Source organism: Allobosea sp. GW823-FHT02B03 (assembly GCF_058797755.1).
Window position 1 is genome coordinate 450697 of the sequence record NZ_JBXAJY010000003.1, and the last position, 14887, is coordinate 465583.

16 protein-coding genes are annotated in these 14887 nt (G+C 68.1%); 6 read left to right on the top strand and 10 right to left on the bottom strand.

Annotated elements, in window-relative coordinates; genetic code table 11:
- Positions 1-4: 4 nt before the first annotated feature.
- The 3 genes from AC1REK_RS11760 to AC1REK_RS11770 form a co-directional block, all read right to left on the bottom strand.
- Positions 5-811 carry a hypothetical protein gene (locus AC1REK_RS11760; protein WP_492267907.1) on the bottom strand — a complete coding sequence of 269 codons (807 nt, stop codon included), beginning with the start codon at positions 809-811 and terminating at the stop codon, positions 5-7.
- Positions 808-1932, bottom strand: a complete 1125-nt coding sequence (tgt, locus tag AC1REK_RS11765; RefSeq protein ID WP_492267906.1) for a tRNA guanosine(34) transglycosylase Tgt — start codon at positions 1930-1932, stop codon at positions 808-810. Before tgt ends, AC1REK_RS11760 begins: the two co-directional genes overlap by 4 nt.
- 86 nt (positions 1933-2018) lie before the next feature.
- Positions 2019-2375, bottom strand: a complete 357-nt coding sequence (locus AC1REK_RS11770; protein WP_492267905.1) for an ArsC family reductase — start codon at positions 2373-2375, stop codon at positions 2019-2021.
- 199 nt (positions 2376-2574) lie between these two features.
- Here AC1REK_RS11770 and AC1REK_RS11775 point away from each other — a divergent pair, with 199 nt between their 5' ends.
- Positions 2575-3159, top strand: coding sequence for a phosphoribosyltransferase family protein (locus tag AC1REK_RS11775; protein WP_492267904.1), 585 nt, complete (start codon positions 2575-2577; stop codon positions 3157-3159).
- Positions 3160-3174: 15 nt separating this feature from the next.
- On the opposite strand, the gene AC1REK_RS11780 is transcribed toward AC1REK_RS11775, so the two are convergent.
- The 3 genes from AC1REK_RS11780 to AC1REK_RS11790 all read right to left on the bottom strand — a co-directional run bounded on the left by AC1REK_RS11780 (position 3175) and on the right by AC1REK_RS11790 (position 4919).
- Positions 3175-3750 (bottom strand): 2'-5' RNA ligase family protein, encoded by a 576-nt coding sequence (locus AC1REK_RS11780; RefSeq protein WP_492267903.1) that lies wholly within the window; start codon positions 3748-3750, stop codon positions 3175-3177.
- A gap of 121 nt (positions 3751-3871) precedes the next feature.
- Positions 3872-4132: a hypothetical protein gene (locus tag AC1REK_RS11785; RefSeq protein WP_492267902.1), complete on the bottom strand. Its 261-nt coding sequence runs from the start codon at positions 4130-4132 to the stop codon at positions 3872-3874.
- 7 nt (positions 4133-4139) lie between these two features.
- The gene (locus tag AC1REK_RS11790) at positions 4140-4919 is read right to left on the bottom strand and encodes a DUF899 domain-containing protein (protein WP_492267901.1); all 780 of its coding nucleotides are present in this window, start codon (positions 4917-4919) and stop codon (positions 4140-4142) included.
- Positions 4920-5038: 119 nt separating this feature from the next.
- On the opposite strand from AC1REK_RS11790, the gene AC1REK_RS11795 reads away from it, so the two are divergent.
- Together AC1REK_RS11795 and AC1REK_RS11800 are read left to right on the top strand one after the other, a co-directional pair.
- Entirely contained in the window at positions 5039-6259 is a 1221-nt protein-coding gene (locus AC1REK_RS11795; protein ID WP_492267900.1) for a helix-turn-helix domain-containing protein, read from the top strand.
- A gap of 54 nt (positions 6260-6313) precedes the next feature.
- Positions 6314-6943 (top strand): Vgb family protein, encoded by a 630-nt coding sequence (locus AC1REK_RS11800; protein WP_492267899.1) that lies wholly within the window; start codon positions 6314-6316, stop codon positions 6941-6943.
- A gap of 49 nt (positions 6944-6992) precedes the next feature.
- Here the strand turns inward: AC1REK_RS11800 and AC1REK_RS11805 are convergent, their stop codons facing one another.
- A complete protein-coding gene (locus AC1REK_RS11805) occupies positions 6993-8222 on the bottom strand; it encodes a benzoate/H(+) symporter BenE family transporter (RefSeq protein WP_492267898.1) in 1230 nt (409 codons plus the stop codon).
- A gap of 111 nt (positions 8223-8333) precedes the next feature.
- Between AC1REK_RS11805 and pdxR the strand changes: the two genes are divergently transcribed.
- Positions 8334-9821, top strand: coding sequence for a MocR-like pyridoxine biosynthesis transcription factor PdxR (pdxR, locus tag AC1REK_RS11810; protein WP_492267897.1), 1488 nt, complete (start codon positions 8334-8336; stop codon positions 9819-9821).
- Between the two features lie 98 nt (positions 9822-9919).
- Here pdxR and guaA read toward each other — a convergent pair whose 3' ends face one another.
- Together guaA and AC1REK_RS11820 are read right to left on the bottom strand one after the other, a co-directional pair.
- Positions 9920-11494 carry a glutamine-hydrolyzing GMP synthase gene (guaA, locus tag AC1REK_RS11815; RefSeq protein ID WP_492267896.1) on the bottom strand — a complete coding sequence of 525 codons (1575 nt, stop codon included), beginning with the start codon at positions 11492-11494 and terminating at the stop codon, positions 9920-9922.
- Between the two features lie 51 nt (positions 11495-11545).
- Positions 11546-12844, bottom strand: coding sequence for an RsmB/NOP family class I SAM-dependent RNA methyltransferase (locus tag AC1REK_RS11820; protein ID WP_492267895.1), 1299 nt, complete (start codon positions 12842-12844; stop codon positions 11546-11548).
- A gap of 148 nt (positions 12845-12992) precedes the next feature.
- On the opposite strand from AC1REK_RS11820, the gene AC1REK_RS11825 reads away from it, so the two are divergent.
- Together AC1REK_RS11825 and AC1REK_RS11830 are read left to right on the top strand one after the other, a co-directional pair.
- The gene (locus AC1REK_RS11825) at positions 12993-13133 is read left to right on the top strand and encodes a hypothetical protein (RefSeq protein ID WP_316017254.1); all 141 of its coding nucleotides are present in this window, start codon (positions 12993-12995) and stop codon (positions 13131-13133) included.
- A gap of 120 nt (positions 13134-13253) precedes the next feature.
- Complete coding sequence (locus AC1REK_RS11830) at positions 13254-14414, top strand: glycerophosphodiester phosphodiesterase (RefSeq protein WP_492267894.1); 1161 nt, start codon at positions 13254-13256, stop codon at positions 14412-14414.
- Between the two features lie 89 nt (positions 14415-14503).
- On the opposite strand, the gene AC1REK_RS11835 is transcribed toward AC1REK_RS11830, so the two are convergent.
- A complete protein-coding gene (locus AC1REK_RS11835; RefSeq protein ID WP_492267893.1) occupies positions 14504-14791 on the bottom strand; it encodes a hypothetical protein in 288 nt (95 codons plus the stop codon).
- Positions 14792-14887 lie beyond the last annotated feature (96 nt).

The window sequence follows — 14887 nt, forward strand, 5'->3', positions numbered from 1 at the left end:
AGCTCTATTCGTTCGGCCGCTTCCTGCCGACCGAAATGCGCGCCAGCGCCATCAGGCCGAGATTCCAGAGGATACAGACCAGCAGGCCGAGGCCGAGCGCCGCCCAGGAACCGAGCGGCACGGCCGTGACATGGACCAGCGCGAGCGCGAAGCCGAAGCCGAGCAGGCCGAGCACGCCGTTGGCGATCACCGCGGCGCTGGCCGGCCCGCCGATGCGCGGCTGCAGGATCGCGATCAGGCTCGACAGAACGATCGGAAAGGTCGCCAGAACGCCTGACCAGGCCGGACCGACGCGGGCGCTGATGGTGGTGACCGTTCCCGCCAGCATCGCGACCGCAGCGGCGCGCAAGGGGATCGCATACCATGGCCGCCGCGGCGTGATCGCCGGACGCGCCGCGAGGTACGGGTGAACGATACGGTGCAAGGTCAGGAAGACGATCGGCGTCACCGCCAATGCGACGACGAACGGCCATGCCAGCCTCTGCAGGGCGCTGACGATCAGCAGCCAGGTCAGCAAGGCCGCCGCGAGGCAGATGACCGTGCCGAAGCGCTGCGCCAGCAGGACGTAAACCAGCGACAGCCCGGCATTGGCGAGATTGGAATTCATGCTGCCGAGCACGCTGCCGGCGATAAACGCCGCATCGTGATCGAGCGCCAGGAAGACATAGACCGGCCCGGCCGAGATCGGCAGCGTCGCGATCATCGCCGCGAGCAGCGGCCCCGACCGCTCGGCGAGCAGCGAACAGCTGACGACGATGGCGGCCGCGACCGCCATCTTCATGAGCAGCAGGCCGAGCCAGGGCTCGATCACGCCGGCTCGCCCCGCTCCCAGCCCTGCTTGGTCTCGGCGATGAAATCGTCGAGACGCCCAGCCGCGATCGCGGCTCGCAGCCCCGCCATCAGATCCTGATAGTAGGCGAGGTTGATCCAGGTCAGCAGCATCTTGCCGAGCATTTCTTCGGCCTTGACGAGGTGATGGAGATAGGCGCGCGAATAGGTGTTCGCCGCCGGGCAGCTCGATTGCGGATCGATCGGCCTCGTATCCTCGGCATGCTTGGCGTTCTTCAGGTTCATCCGGCCGAAGCGGGTGAAGATCTGGCCATGGCGCCCGGCCCGGGTCGGCATCACGCAATCGAACATGTCGACGCCGCGGCGAACCGCCTCGACGATGTCGTCCGGCGTGCCGACGCCCATCAGATAGCGCGGCTTCTCCTGCGGCATGTGCGGCTCGACCGTCTCGATCATCGCCAGCATCACCTCCTGCGGCTCGCCGACCGCGAGCCCGCCGATGGCGTAGCCCTTGAGGTCCATGGCCGCGAGCTCGCGGGCGCTCTCGACGCGCAGAGCGGGCACGTCGCCGCCCTGGACGATCCCGAACAGGGCCCTGCCCGGCTGCGTCCCGAAGGCCGCCTTGCAGCGCTCGGCCCAGCGCAGCGAAAGCCGCATCGCCTTCTCGGCGACCTTGTGCTCGCAAGGCAGGGCGACGCATTCGTCGAGCTGCATCACGATGTCGGAACCGAGCAGGTTCTGGATCTCGACCGAGCGCTCCGGCGTCAGCACGTGCTTGGAGCCGTCGATATGGGACCGGAAGGTCACGCCCTCCTCGGTCAGCTTGCGCAGATTGGCGAGCGACATCACCTGGAACCCGCCGGAATCGGTCAGGATCGGATGCGGCCAGGTCATGAACTTGTGCAGCCCGCCGAGCTTGGCGACGCGCTCCGCACCCGGGCGCAGCATCAGATGGTAGGTGTTGCCGAGCACGACGTCGGCGCCGAGCGCCTTGACCTGCTCCGGATACATGCCCTTGACGGTCGCGGCCGTGCCGACCGGCATGAAGGCGGGGGTGCGGATCACGCCGCGCGGCATCCGGACCTCGCCGGTGCGCGCCGCACCATCGCGGCCGAGCAGATGGAAGCTGAAATCGGTTGTCATTTCGCCGGCCTAGCCCAGCCGGGCCGGCGAAGGAAGTGCAGCCGACGCCGACCGGACGTTCCGGCGCCGCCGAACGGCTTGCCGCCTCAGGCCTTGGTGGCGAAAGCCGCCGCGTAGGCGTCCGGCTTGAAGCCGAGCAGGCGACGTTCGCCGAGATCGAGCACCGGACGCTTGATCATGGTCGGCTGTGCAAGCATCAGGGCGACGGCCTTCCCGGCATCGAGCCCCTGCTTCTCCGCCTCGGGCAGGGCCCGAAAGGTGGTGCTGGCCTTGTTGAGCACCTTTTCCCAGCCGAACTCGCGGCACCAGGCCTCGAGGCTCGTCTTGTCGATGCCGGAGACACGGTAATCGTGGAAGGCGTAGGGCACCTTGTTCGCGTCGAGCCAGCTCCAGGCCTTCTTCATCGTGTCGCAGTTCTTGATGCCGTAGAGCGTAACCATCATCGCGCCTGTCCTTGATTGCTGTCGGCGCGGGGGTGGCATGGCGGCCTTATGAGATCAAGCGGGCGCGCCACAGGGCATCGGCATGCCAGGCGCGCGGGGCTGGTTGAATAGCGCGGACAAGCAGCCGTCTCTCGCGTTCCGTCATCCGATCGGCAACGATGGCATGTATCGGGCGAGCGGAGAATCGCATGGACGCGTCATGATCGATCAGCTGCAACAGGCCGCGAAGCGCGACGACGAGCTCGATATTCCGTTCCGCTCCTGGAAGAACCATCCGGCTGCCGGGGTGGATTTCCCCGACCTCTCCATCGCAACCAGCGAAGCGGCCCGGACGCGCCCCATCGTCGATGCGCTCGCGTCGTGGATACCGGCCGATGTCGAAGTGCTCGCCGGGATCGATATCGGCGGGCTCGGCCTCGCCGGAGCGCTGGCCTATCGCAACGGCCTCGGCTTCATCGACATCCGCAAGGTCGATTCGCTGCGCAACGAAGTGATGCGCAGCATCATCGCGAACTACGAACTCGGCGAAGGTGTCGTGATCTCGAAAGGCGCCGGGCTGGCGGGCCGCCATGTCGCGATCGTCGACGACTGCCTGATCTCCGGCGGCACGGCGCTGGCGACTGCGCGGCTGATCCGCCGGCTCGGCGGCCGTTGCGACACGGCGCTCTTCGTCTTCGAGATCGAGGGCATGGGCGGCCGCGAGCGCCTCGCCCAAGGCGGCATCCGGGCGGAAGTGCTGCGCTCCGTTCCGCGAACGGCGCCGGAGGCAGCGGAGAGCGCCTGAAGAACGCGGGCACGCTTACCCGCCGCCCAGCGGCCAGCGCGCCAGATGGCGATGCCGGTTTTCGCCATGCACGCTCTGGATCAGTACGAAGTCGAGAACCGTCCAGCGCAGCGGCCGGATTCCGGTCTCCAGCACGATCTGCTCGTCATAGAGCATGGTCAGATGCGGATTGAACTGGCTCTTCGCCTGGAGTTCACAGGCTGCCATCGCGCGTCGGAGTCCGGCCTGAAGCCAGCCCAGCGCCGGCAAGCCCTCGCTGTTGGCGAGGACGAGAGGCCGTTTGCGCGCGCCCTGGCTGAAACTCACCGCATGGTCGAAACCGACATCGAATGGCCGGCAACGAACCTGGTCGCCGATGGCCTGCAGCTTGGACAGCACCTCGTCCGGCGCCGGACCGGGCCCTCCGACACCGCAGAGCGAGATATGGTAGCGGCCGGGACCGATGATCGAGCCGCGGAGATCGTGCAATCGCCGGAAACCGTCGGCGATGCGGTCGATCGCCCTGCCCGCCTCGGCGGTCGGCACGATCGCGAAGAAATAGTTATTGTTAGGCTGGTGGCGGGGATACCCGCCCGGTTCGACCATGAACATGCGCCTCTCCTCGGATGCGCCCCCACGATGGACAAGAACATATAGAGAACAAAAACGCAAGAACCTAGCGCCCCGCTGGCGAATTTTCAGCAAGGCGAGCGCGCCCGCCTTGCTGCCGGCATCAGGCCGAGGTGCTTGAACTCAGACCGGCGGCCAGCCTGAGCCAGGGCGCCAGATGGAAGACGCTCATCAGCAGGTACATCGCAGCCATACCGTTCATCGGCGCGCCGCCCGGCATGGCCGCGCAAAGCAGCGTCGGCGCGTCGTTCTCGAAGACCAGGGTGAGCAGGCCCATGGCGGCGAAGGTCGGCGCAGCGGCCAAGGCCAGCCAGTCCGCCGCGCGGAGAGATGCGACACCGGCGAGATCGCGACGGCTCACCATGGCCGTCTCAGCTCCGGCCGTATTCGTCATGGCGACGCCACCACGGACCGTTCGCCTCGTTGCGGCCCTTGGGAGCCCGGTCGAGCCAGGGATACATGCTCCAGATGCCGTCGACGCCGCGCGCATAGGTCGAATAGGTGTGATAGACGACGCCATCCTCGATGACGAAGGCGCTCACTCCCGGCCGCTCGCGAGTATAGCTCGCCACATCGGTGCCAGTCGTGGCGGCGAAGCGCTCAGTGACCGAGGCGCTGTCGCCCTCCAGACGCGAACGCCATACGAAGGCCGGCTCGCGCTGGAAATTGTACTCGATCGCACCGTCGCGCTGCTGCTGCTCGGTGAAAGAGACGTTGAAGTCGAAATTGAAGGCGCCGTCCGAGCACGAGGCCCAGGGGAAGCCCCAGCCCATGCGCTCCCTGTAGGCAAGGAGCCTGGCCAGTGGCGCCCGCGACACCGCCATCAGCGTCACGTCGTGGTTGGCGAGATGCACCGTGATGCCGTTGAAGCCGTCGGCGATCGCCGAGCAGGACGGGCAGCCCGCCTTGTAATCGGGCCCGAACATGAAGTGGTAGACAAGGAGCTGCGAGCGCCCGCGGAACAGATCGGCCAGCGAGGCCGGGCCCTCCTCGGTCTCGAAGCGGAACACCTTGTCGATACGGACCCAGGGCAGTTGCTGGCGCTGCCGGGCGAGTTCGTCGCTGAGCCGCGTCAGCTCCTTTTCCTTCTCGAGCAGCGCGATGCGCGCTGAGAGCCATTCGTCGCGTGAACCGGTCTGATGCATCGTCATCGATCTCGTCTCCTGTCGTCGCCTGGCCATCGCCGCGGGTTTTCGTGTCGGTGCGGCGTCGCCTTGTTGGTAGTCGCCGGCCGTGAGACGGTGGGAGTGACAAGTTTGGCGGGATCTGAATGGACTCGATGATCACGGCCGCGGCGCGTGCGCTGGCGGCGGGCGATCTGCTCGGAGTGCTGAACCGCGTCGCGCTGCGCGAAGACCCGCCGGCACTGGCGCTGCGCGGCATCGCCATGGCCCGGCTCGGAGACTTTGCCCGCGCCAAAGCCTTGCTGCAGAAGGCGGCGCGCGGCTTCGGCCCGAGGGAAGCGGTGGCCCGCGCGCGATGCATCGTCGCACAGGCCGAGATCGCCCTGGTCTCACGCGATCTCGGCTGGCCTGCCAAGAGCCTCGAAGCGGCGCGGGCGGTGCTGGAGCGGCGCGGCGACCGGCTGAACGCCGCCCATGCCCGGCACCTTTCGGTCCGACGCCTCGTGCTGATCGGACAGCTCGAAGAGGCGGAGCAAACGCTCGCCGAAATCGACCCCGCCCCCTTCCCGCCGGCCCTGCGGGCGGCGCACGAACTCGTCATCGCCGGCATCGCGATCAGGCGGCTGCGGACGCAGGTCGCCCGCACGGCCCTGGCGCAGGCCGCGCGCGCCGCGCGTCACTCCGGCATCGCGGCGCTGGTCGCCGAGGTCGAAAGCGCGACGGCTCTGCTACGCGCCCCGGCTGCGCGCCTGATCGCGCGCGGCGGGGCCAGGCTGCTCCTGCTGGAAGAGGTCGAGAGACTTCCCGCAACGGGCGCGCTGATCATCGACGCCTGCCGGAACAGCGTGCGGACCGCCGATGCGATCGTCGCGCTCGCCACCCGGCCGGTGTTGTTCGCGCTCGCGCGCGCCCTTGCGGAAGCCTGGCCCGGCGACGTCTCCCGCAACGCACTGGTCGCGCGGGCCTTCCGGGCGAAAGAGGCCGATGAATCGCATCGCGCCCGGCTGCGGGTCGAGATCGGGCGGTTGCGCGCAGCGCTTCGGGGGCTCGCCGAGATCAGCGCCACCGCCGACGGTTTCGCCCTCCTGCCGCACCACGTCTCCGGCATCGTGGTTCTGGCTCCGCCGGTCGAGGAACGGCATGCGACACTGCTCGCCCTGCTCGCGGATGGCGAGGCGTGGTCAAGCTCGGGGCTCGCGCTCGCGCTCGGGACGAGCTCGCGCAGCGTGCAGCGCGCCCTCGACGCCCTCGCCGCGGCGGGCCGGGTCCAGTCCTTCGGCCGCGGGCCGGCGCGCCGCTGGGTGACGCCGCCAGTGCCCGGCTTCCCGACAGTCTTGTTACTCCCGGCCCCGCCGCCGGGCAGCTAGAAGGGACTGCGACAACCAGATCCGCAAGCCCCCGCCCCGTTCCGGAGCCGCGCCATGAAACGATCAGCAGCCGAGATCATCCGCGAATACGGCCCCTTCCCCGGCGTCGACGGCGTTCACGGCGTTTCCTATGACGGCCGGCATGTCTGGTTCGCAACCGACGGCAGGCTGAACGCGCTCGATCCCGAGAGCGGCAAGACGGAACGCTCGCTCGATGTCGCCGCCGATGCCGGCACCGCCTTCGACGGCCAGAACCTGTTCCAGATCGCCGAGGACCGCATCCAGAAGATCGACCCGCAGACAGGCAGGGTTCTGAATACGATCCCGGCACCGGGCAGCGGCAATTCCGGGCTGGCCTGGGCGGAAGGCACGCTCTGGGTCGGCCAGCATCGCGACCGCAAGATCCACCAGATCGACCCGGAAACCGGCGCCATCCTGCGCACCATCGAGTCGAACCGCTTCGTCACCGGCGTCACCTGGAGCCATGGAGAACTCTGGCACGGCACCTGGGAAAACGACGAGAGCGAGCTCCGGCGCGTCGATCCGCAAACCGGGGCGGTGCTGGAACGGCTCGACATGCCGGCCGGCACCGGCGTCTCGGGTCTCGAGGCCGATGGCGGCGACCGCTTCTACTGCGGCGGCGGCAAGATCGGCCTGCTCAGGGCCGTGCGGCGGCCGCGCTAAGACCGTCCGGCATCTCCGCAGAGCGGCCCGGTGGCCAGGGTCACAGCCGTCACTTTGCGGCGCCACCGCTTGCGACCACAACGCTGCGCGCGCGGCGCGGCAGGCGACCGTTCAGGACGGCGTAGGCGACGAGGCCGATCAGCAGGCCCCAGAACGCGCCGCCGATGCCGAGCAGCTGGATGTTGGCGGCGGACGCGAGGAAGGTGATCAGCGCCGCTTCGCGGGAAGCCGGATCGGCCAGAGCACCCGCGAGGCTGCCGCCGATCGTGCCGAGCAGGGCAAGGCCCGCGAGCGTCGTGATGAAGGTCGCGGGGAATGCCATGAACACCGCCGCCAGCGTGACGCCGAACACCCCGACGAGCGCGTAGAGGCAGCCTGCGGCGATGCCGGCGATCCAGCGCCTCGCGGGATCCTCATGCGCCTCCTTGCCGGTGGCGATCGCCGCGGTGATCGCGGCGAGGTTGAAAGCGTGGGAGCCGAAGGGCGCCATCAGCAGCGAGCCGAGGCCGGTCACGGTGACGATCGGGTCGGCGCTGGTCTTGAAGCCATCGTTCCGCAACACCAGCATTCCCGGCATGTACTGGCCGGTCAGAGTGATCAGGAACAGCGGCAGCGCGACGCTGAGCAGCGCGTTCAGCGAGAATTCCGGCATGGTGAAGACCGGCGCCGCGAGCTGAAGCCGCAGGCCGGACAGGTCGACGCGGCCCTGCGCCAGCAGGAAGACGAGACCGAGTATCAGGATGCCGACCACGGCATAGCGCGGCGCGCAACGCTTCAGAGCAAGATAGGCGAGGATCAAGAGCCCGACCAGCAGCGGATCGACGCTTGCGCCGCCGAAGGCGCCGATACCGAATTGCAGCAGGATGCCGGCCAGCAGGCCGGACGCAATTCCGGCCGGGATCAGGCGGATGACCTTGTCGAACCAGCCCGACAGGCCGAGTGCGACGAAGGCTGCGGCCGAGGCCATGTAGGCCCCCACCGCCTCGGCATAGGGCGTCGTCGCGAGCGCGGTGACGAGGAAGGCGGCCGCCGGCGTCGACCATGCGGTGATGATCGGCTCGCGATAGCGCCAGCTCAGGACAAGGCCCGTCAGCCCGACGCCGATCGAGACCGACCAGACCCAGGAGGCGGTCAGCTCCGGGCTGAGGCCCGCAACCTTGACGGCCTGGAAGACCAGGATGAAGGTACCGCCATAGTTGACGATCACCGAGATCAGCCCCGCTACGACGGGATGCACGAGATCGTTGAGGCGGCTGGATGGCGCGAAACCGGACGGCATGGTCGTGACGGGTCTTCCGAGAGATGGGCGCAGGCGCTGCGGGGCGCGTTGACAACTAGCCGATCAATGGTCTGACAATCCCAGCCACTTTCGAAAGGAGGCTCAGACCATTTGTTCAAGCATTCGCAACTGGAGACAGTGAAAGCCGGGCTGGCCCATCCCGCCCATGCCGCGCTGCCGCTGCATGCCAGGATCCAGCGTGCGATCCGCCAGCTCATCCTCGACGGCGCCCTAAGGCGCGGGAAGCCGCTGCCCGCCTCGCGCGCCCTCGCAAAATCGCTCGGCCTCTCGCGCGACACGATCGAAACCGCCTATGCGCAGCTTCATGCCGAGGGCTTCATCGAGCGGCGCGTCGGCAGCGGCAGCTTCGTGGCTGAAGCGACGGAGCTGGCGTCCAGTCGTCGTCACGCCTCGCGCGACACGGCCTTCCGCAGCCAGGCACCAAATCTCAGCCGGCGCGGCGAGGCGATGTTCCGCAGCGGCGGCGTTCGCGAGCTCCTGTCGCCGCGGCCCTTCGCGCCCGGGATACCGGAGACGCGCAGCTTTCCCCTCCGGCTCTGGGAGCGCCTGGAGCGGCAGGTACTGAAGGAAACCGGCACGACAGCGTTGCTGCATGGCGACCCGCAGGGCGTCGAGCCGCTGCGGCGGGCGATAGCCGATTATGTGAACCTCGAGCGCGGGGCTCATGCCACGGCCGACCGGGTTCTGATCCTGACCAGCTCGCAGCAGGCGCTGGCACTGTGCGCGAGCGTGCTGCTCGACGCCGGCGAGCGCATCTTCATCGAGGACCCCGCCTATTACGGCGCGCGCAAGGCGTTCGATGCCGCCGGGCTGGAGTGCGTTCCGATCCAACTGGATCACCAAGGCCTGCTGGTCGAGCAGATCGTCTCAGAGCCGCGCCGGGCCAGGGCCGTGTTCCTCACGCCCTCGCACCAGTTTCCCACCGGCACGACGCTGTCGCTCGACCGCCGCCTGGCGCTGATCGAATGGGCCGCCCGCCATCAGGCCTGGATCATCGAGGACGATTACGACAGCGAGTTCCACTATGCCGGCAAGCCGACGGCCTGCGTGCAGGGGCTCGATCCGCATGAGCGGACCATCTACATCGGCACCTTCACCAAATCGCTCTTTCCGGGCCTGCGGATCGGTTATGTCGTGCTGCCGCGTGAGCTGGTGGCGCCGATGACGGTGGCACGCACGCTGCTCGACGGACATTCGGCGCCGCTGGCGCAGATGACGCTTGCCCGCTTCATCGAAGGCGGTCATTTCGGCGCGCATGTCCGCACCATGCGCGGCATCTATGCCGAGCGCCTTGGTCTGCTAGCCGGCCTTGTCGGCAAGCATCTTTCGGGGATCGCCGAGGCGCAGGTGCCTGCCGGCGGGCTGCAGATGCCCTGCCTGCTGCCTCCCGGCCTGTCCGAGCGCGCTGCCGTCGACGCAGCGCGACGTGCAGGGATCGCGCTGCTGGGACTGTCGTCGCTCTACGCTGCCGGGGACGGCAAGCCGGGCTTCCTGATGGGCTTTGCCGCCTATGCGCCGAACGAGATCGACGGCGCAGTCAGGACGCTCGCGAACGCGCTGCGGGAGGCAAAGCGCTGACACGCCGAGCCCCGGCGCATCTCCGTTTCGGGCACGTCGGCCCAAAAAAGGGCGCTGACAACTTCGACGCCCTCCGGAGATTTATCGGCTCGACCGGGTCACTCCCACTCGATCGTGCCGGGCGGCTTGCTCGTCACGTCGTAGACCACCCGGTTGATGCCCTTGACCTCGTTGATGATACGGGTCGCGGTGCGGCCGAGGAAGGCCATGTCGTAGGGGTAGAAATCCGCCGTCATGCCGTCGACCGAGGTCACGGCGCGCAGGGCGCAGACATGGTCGTAGGTGCGGTAGTCGCCCATCACGCCGACGGTGCGCACCGGCAGCAGCACAGCAAAAGCCTGCCAGATCACGTCGTAGAGCCCGGCCTTGCGGATCTCCTCGAGATAGATCGCATCCGCCTTGCGCAGGATGTCGAGCTTCTCCTTGGTGATCTCGCCCGGGCAGCGGATGGCGAGGCCCGGCCCCGGGAAGGGGTGGCGGCCGACGAAGGCGTCGGGCAGGCCGAGCTCGCGGCCGAGCACGCGGACCTCGTCCTTGAACAGCTCGCGCAGCGGCTCGACGAGCTTCATCTTCATGCGCTCGGGTAGGCCGCCGACATTGTGGTGGCTCTTGATCGTCACCGAAGGGCCGCCGGAGAACGAGACGCTCTCGATCACGTCTGGATAGAGCGTGCCCTGGGCGAGGAAGTCGGCGCCGCCGAGCTTGGCGGCCTCGGCGTCGAAGACGTCGATGAAGAGCCGGCCGATGGTCTTGCGCTTGGCCTCGGGATCGGAACCGCACTTGGCGAGTTCGGAGAGGAAAAGCTCTTCGGCTTCAACATGAACCAGCGGGATGTTGTAGTGGTCACGGAAGAGGCGAACGACCTCTTCTGCCTCGTTCATCCGCATCAGGCCGTGATCGACGAAGACGCAGGTCAGCTGGTCGCCGATCGCCTCGTGGATCAGCACCGCGGCGACGGCCGAGTCGACACCGCCGGAGAGCCCGCAGATCACCCGGCCCTTGCCGACCTGATCACGGATCTTCTTCTGCATCTCGGCGCGATAGGCCGACATGCTCCAGTCGGGCTTGCAGCCGCAGATGTCGACGACGAAGTTGCGCAGCAGCTTCGCCCCGTCCGGGGTGTGCACGACCTCGGGGTGGAACATGGTCGAGTAGAAGCGGCGATCCTCGTCGCTCGCCACCGCATAGGGGGCGTTCTCGGAGGTGGCCTTCACGCTGAAGCCGGCCGGGAGCTGCGTGACCCGGTCGCCATGGCTCATCCAGACCGGATAGCGCCCGCCCTGCTCCCAGACGCCGGCGAACAGCGCCGAAGGCGTGACGATCTCGACATCGGCGCGGCCGAATTCGGCGGCGTGGCCGCCCTCGACCTTGCCGCCGAGCTGGTGGGCCATGGTCTGCTGGCCATAGCAGATGCCGAGGACCGGCAGGCCGGAGGAGAAGACCTCCTGCGGCGCACGCGGCGAATTCGCGTCCGGCACCGAGGCGGGGCCGCCGGAGAAGATCACGCCCTTCGGCTTCATCCGGGCAAAAGCCTCGGAAGCCGACTGGAACGGGGCGATCTCGCAATAGACGCCGATCTCGCGCACGCGACGCGCGATCAGCTGCGTCACCTGACTGCCGAAGTCGATGATGAGGATGGAGTCGTGGACGGGGTTTTGGGGCTGGGCGCTCATCGCGCTCGGTTACGCCATCGCGGGCGAGCGCGCAACGGGCGAGCGAGCAGCTCAGCCCGGCGCCGCGAGGCAGCTCAGATAGAACCCGTCCGTCCCGGTCCGCGCCGGCGACAATTGCAGCCCGCTCTGCGTCGCAAAACGGACGAGCAGGCCGTAATCGACCTCGCCAGCGCTCAGCAGATCGCGCATCGGGACCAAGGCGAAGCCGGGATGCCGCTCCAGGAATGCCTCGACCGCGACATCGTTCTCCTCGGGCAGGATCGAGCAGGTGATGTACGCGATCCGCCCGCCCGGCCTGACCAGACCGGCAGCACGGTCCAGCACCTCGGCCTGTTCCCTGATCCGCTCTGCGAGCGCGCCCGGACGCACGCGCCATTTGGCGTCGGGATTGCGCCGCCAGGTGCCGGATCCCGTGCAAGGGGCGTCGACCAGCACGAGATCGGCGGTGCCGGCGAGATCGGAGAGCGCGTCATGGCCACGGCTGCGCGGCACGCGCACCTCGACATTGCTCGCGCCGGAGCGCGTCAGCCGGTCGTGGAGCGGCGATAGGCGGCGGCTGTCGAGATCGGTCGCGAAGATGCGGCCCTCATTGCCCATCAGGGCAGCGAGCGCCAGGGTCTTGCCGCCGGCGCCGGCACAGAGATCGATCACGGTGTCGCCGGGCTTCACACCGGCCAGTGCAGCAACGAGCTGCGAGCCCTCGTCCTGGATCTCGAACTCGCCGGCGAAGAAGGCGGGCTCGCTCTGCAGCGTGGGGCCACGCCCGTCGGGGCCGGGCTGGAAGCGCAGCGCATCCGGCGACCAGGCGCCCATTTCCGGCTGGAGATGCGACAGCGCCGCGCGCAACGCGTCGCGCCCGGTCTTCAGGCGGTTGGTGCGGATGTCGACGGGTGCGCGCGCCGAAAGCCCCTCGCCCTCTGCGACGGCATGTTCGGCGAAGGCCTCGACGAAGGAGGGCCATAGCCATTCGGGAACGTCGGCCCGGACCCAGCCCGGCGCAGCCGAGAGGTCGAAGGTGGCGAGCCCGGCGACCTCGAACTCGGTCAGGGGCGCGGGCGCATGGTTCTGGCCGGTGAACAGCGCGGCGATCTCGTCGGGCCGAAGCCCGCGCTGGCTGACCAGCATGCCGAGCACCAGCGCCCGCGGCGTCTCCTCGCCGAGCGCATGGGCGGATGACGCCCGGCGCCGCAGCGCGTCGTAGACCAGCGAGGCGACGGCAGCGCGATCCTTCGAGCCGGCGAAGCGGCGGGCCAGGCCCCAATCCTTCAAGGCATCGGCGGCGGGCCGGCGGCGCTGGATCAGATCGGCCAGGACCTCGATGGCGGCGCTGATGCGGGCGGCGGGAGTCATGTCCGGCTTCCTGGGATTATGCCTGTCGGATCGTGCGCGATCTCGACCGATTCTGAACTGGGCTAGGGGCTCTTGACGCCGTCGTTCCACAAGCAGAAAGACGACACAATAGCTTACGCAACGCCAACCCAGCTTCGGGACGCCGTCAATGACCAAGCTTACCCGCCTTGCCCTCGCCGGCCTGTTCTGCCTTTCGCTCGCCGCCTGCGCCACCCAGCAGCAGGATCTGACCCCGCCGCCTGCCAAGCCGGTCGATGCCAAGACCAAGTTGGAAAGCGGCCGGCGCTGAAATTTGCCGGAGTGGGCGCCGGAAACCGGCGCCCCAACAACAAGAGCGCCGCCTTCAAAGCGCTGTCATATCGACCGACCACGCTTGCCGCCTGATTTTGCGACCAAGGATCGGATCGTCATGAAGCCCTTGCTGTATTCGGCCTCGCTGCTGGCCACATTCGCCCTCGCTTTGGGGGCGCCAGCCGCCCTCGCCCAGGCTCCGACGCTCGACGGCAAGCCGGCGCTGATCGTCGCCCATCGCGGCGCCAGCGGCACCCTGCCCGAGCACACGCTGGAAGCCTACAAGCTCGCGATCGAACAGGGCGCCGACTTCATCGAGCCGGACCTGGTCGCGACCAAGGACGGGGTGCTGGTGGCACGGCACGAGCCGATGCTGTCGGGCACCACCGACGTCTCGACCCGGCCGGAATTCGCCGCGCGCAAGACCGTGAGGAAGGTCGACGGCGTCGACACCAATGACTGGTTCGCCGGCGACTTCACCCTGGCGGAACTCAAGACCCTGCGGGCCAAGCAGGCCTTTGCCGATCGCGACCAGTCGCATAACGGCAAGTTCGAGATCCCGACCCTGCAGCAGGTGATCGACCTCGCCAAGGCCGAGAGCGCCCGCACCGGCCGCACCATCGGGATCTATCCGGAGACCAAGCACCCGATCTTCCATGCCGCGATCGGTCTGCCGCTCGAGGATCGCCTGCTCGACCAGCTCAAGGCCGCCGGCTGGACCGAGAAGAGCTCGCCGGTGATCATCCAGAGCTTCGAGACCGCCAATCTCAAATATCTGCGCGGCAAGACGCAATTGCGCCTCGTCCAGCTGGTCGATGCCGACGATGTCGACAAGGACGGCGGCATCGTGCTCGCCGCCCCCTTCGACAAGCCCTACGACTTCGTCGTCACCGGCGACAAGCGCACCTTCAAGGACCTCGTCACCGCCGAGGGGCTGAAGGAGATCAAGACCTATGCCGACGGTGTCGGCCCCTGGAAGCCCTATATTCTGGCGGGCAAGCAGGTCATCGGCGACGACGGCAAGCCGAAGGACCTGAACGGCGACGGCAATATCGACGAGCAGGACCGGGTGCTGATCGCGCCGACCAATGTGGTCAAGGACGCTCACGCCGCGGGCCTTTTCGTCCACACCTGGACCTTCCGCAGCGAGCCCAAGCGCCTCGCCTCCGACTTCAAGGGCGATCCGGCGGCCGAGTACAAGGCGTTCCTTGCGCTCGGCATCGACGGGCTGTTCTCCGATTTTCCGGGCACGGCCGTGAAGGCGCGCGACGCGAAGTAACCCGCACCGCGCAGCAGACCGACAAGAGCAAGGCCCGCCCCGTTGCCACGGGACGGGCCTTTCGATTCCTGCTGTGGAATTTCCAGCGGTCAGTCGCAGACGCGTGTCGTGCGCCTGACCTCGCCGCGCGGGGTCTCGCGGGTCTCGGTCACGGTCCGGCAATCGCGTCCGCGCTCGGCCCGCCAGTCGCGGCGGCGCTCATAACGATCGCGCTCGCGCCAGCGCTCCTCGCGGCGAATATCGCGGTCGATCGCGCGCTCACGCGGGCTGCGGGGATCGACGGTGACGCCGCCGGGACCGATGTTGACGGACTGGGCGCTCGCGCCCGCAGTGCCGAGCATCAGACCGACGGCGAGCGTACTGAGAAGAAGTTTCATGACGTTTTCCTCCGCTTTCGGGGCAAACAACGGGAAAATCGCCGAAAAGTTCCGCATGGCCCCTTTTACGGAGCCGGGAACGAAAAAGGCCGGCGC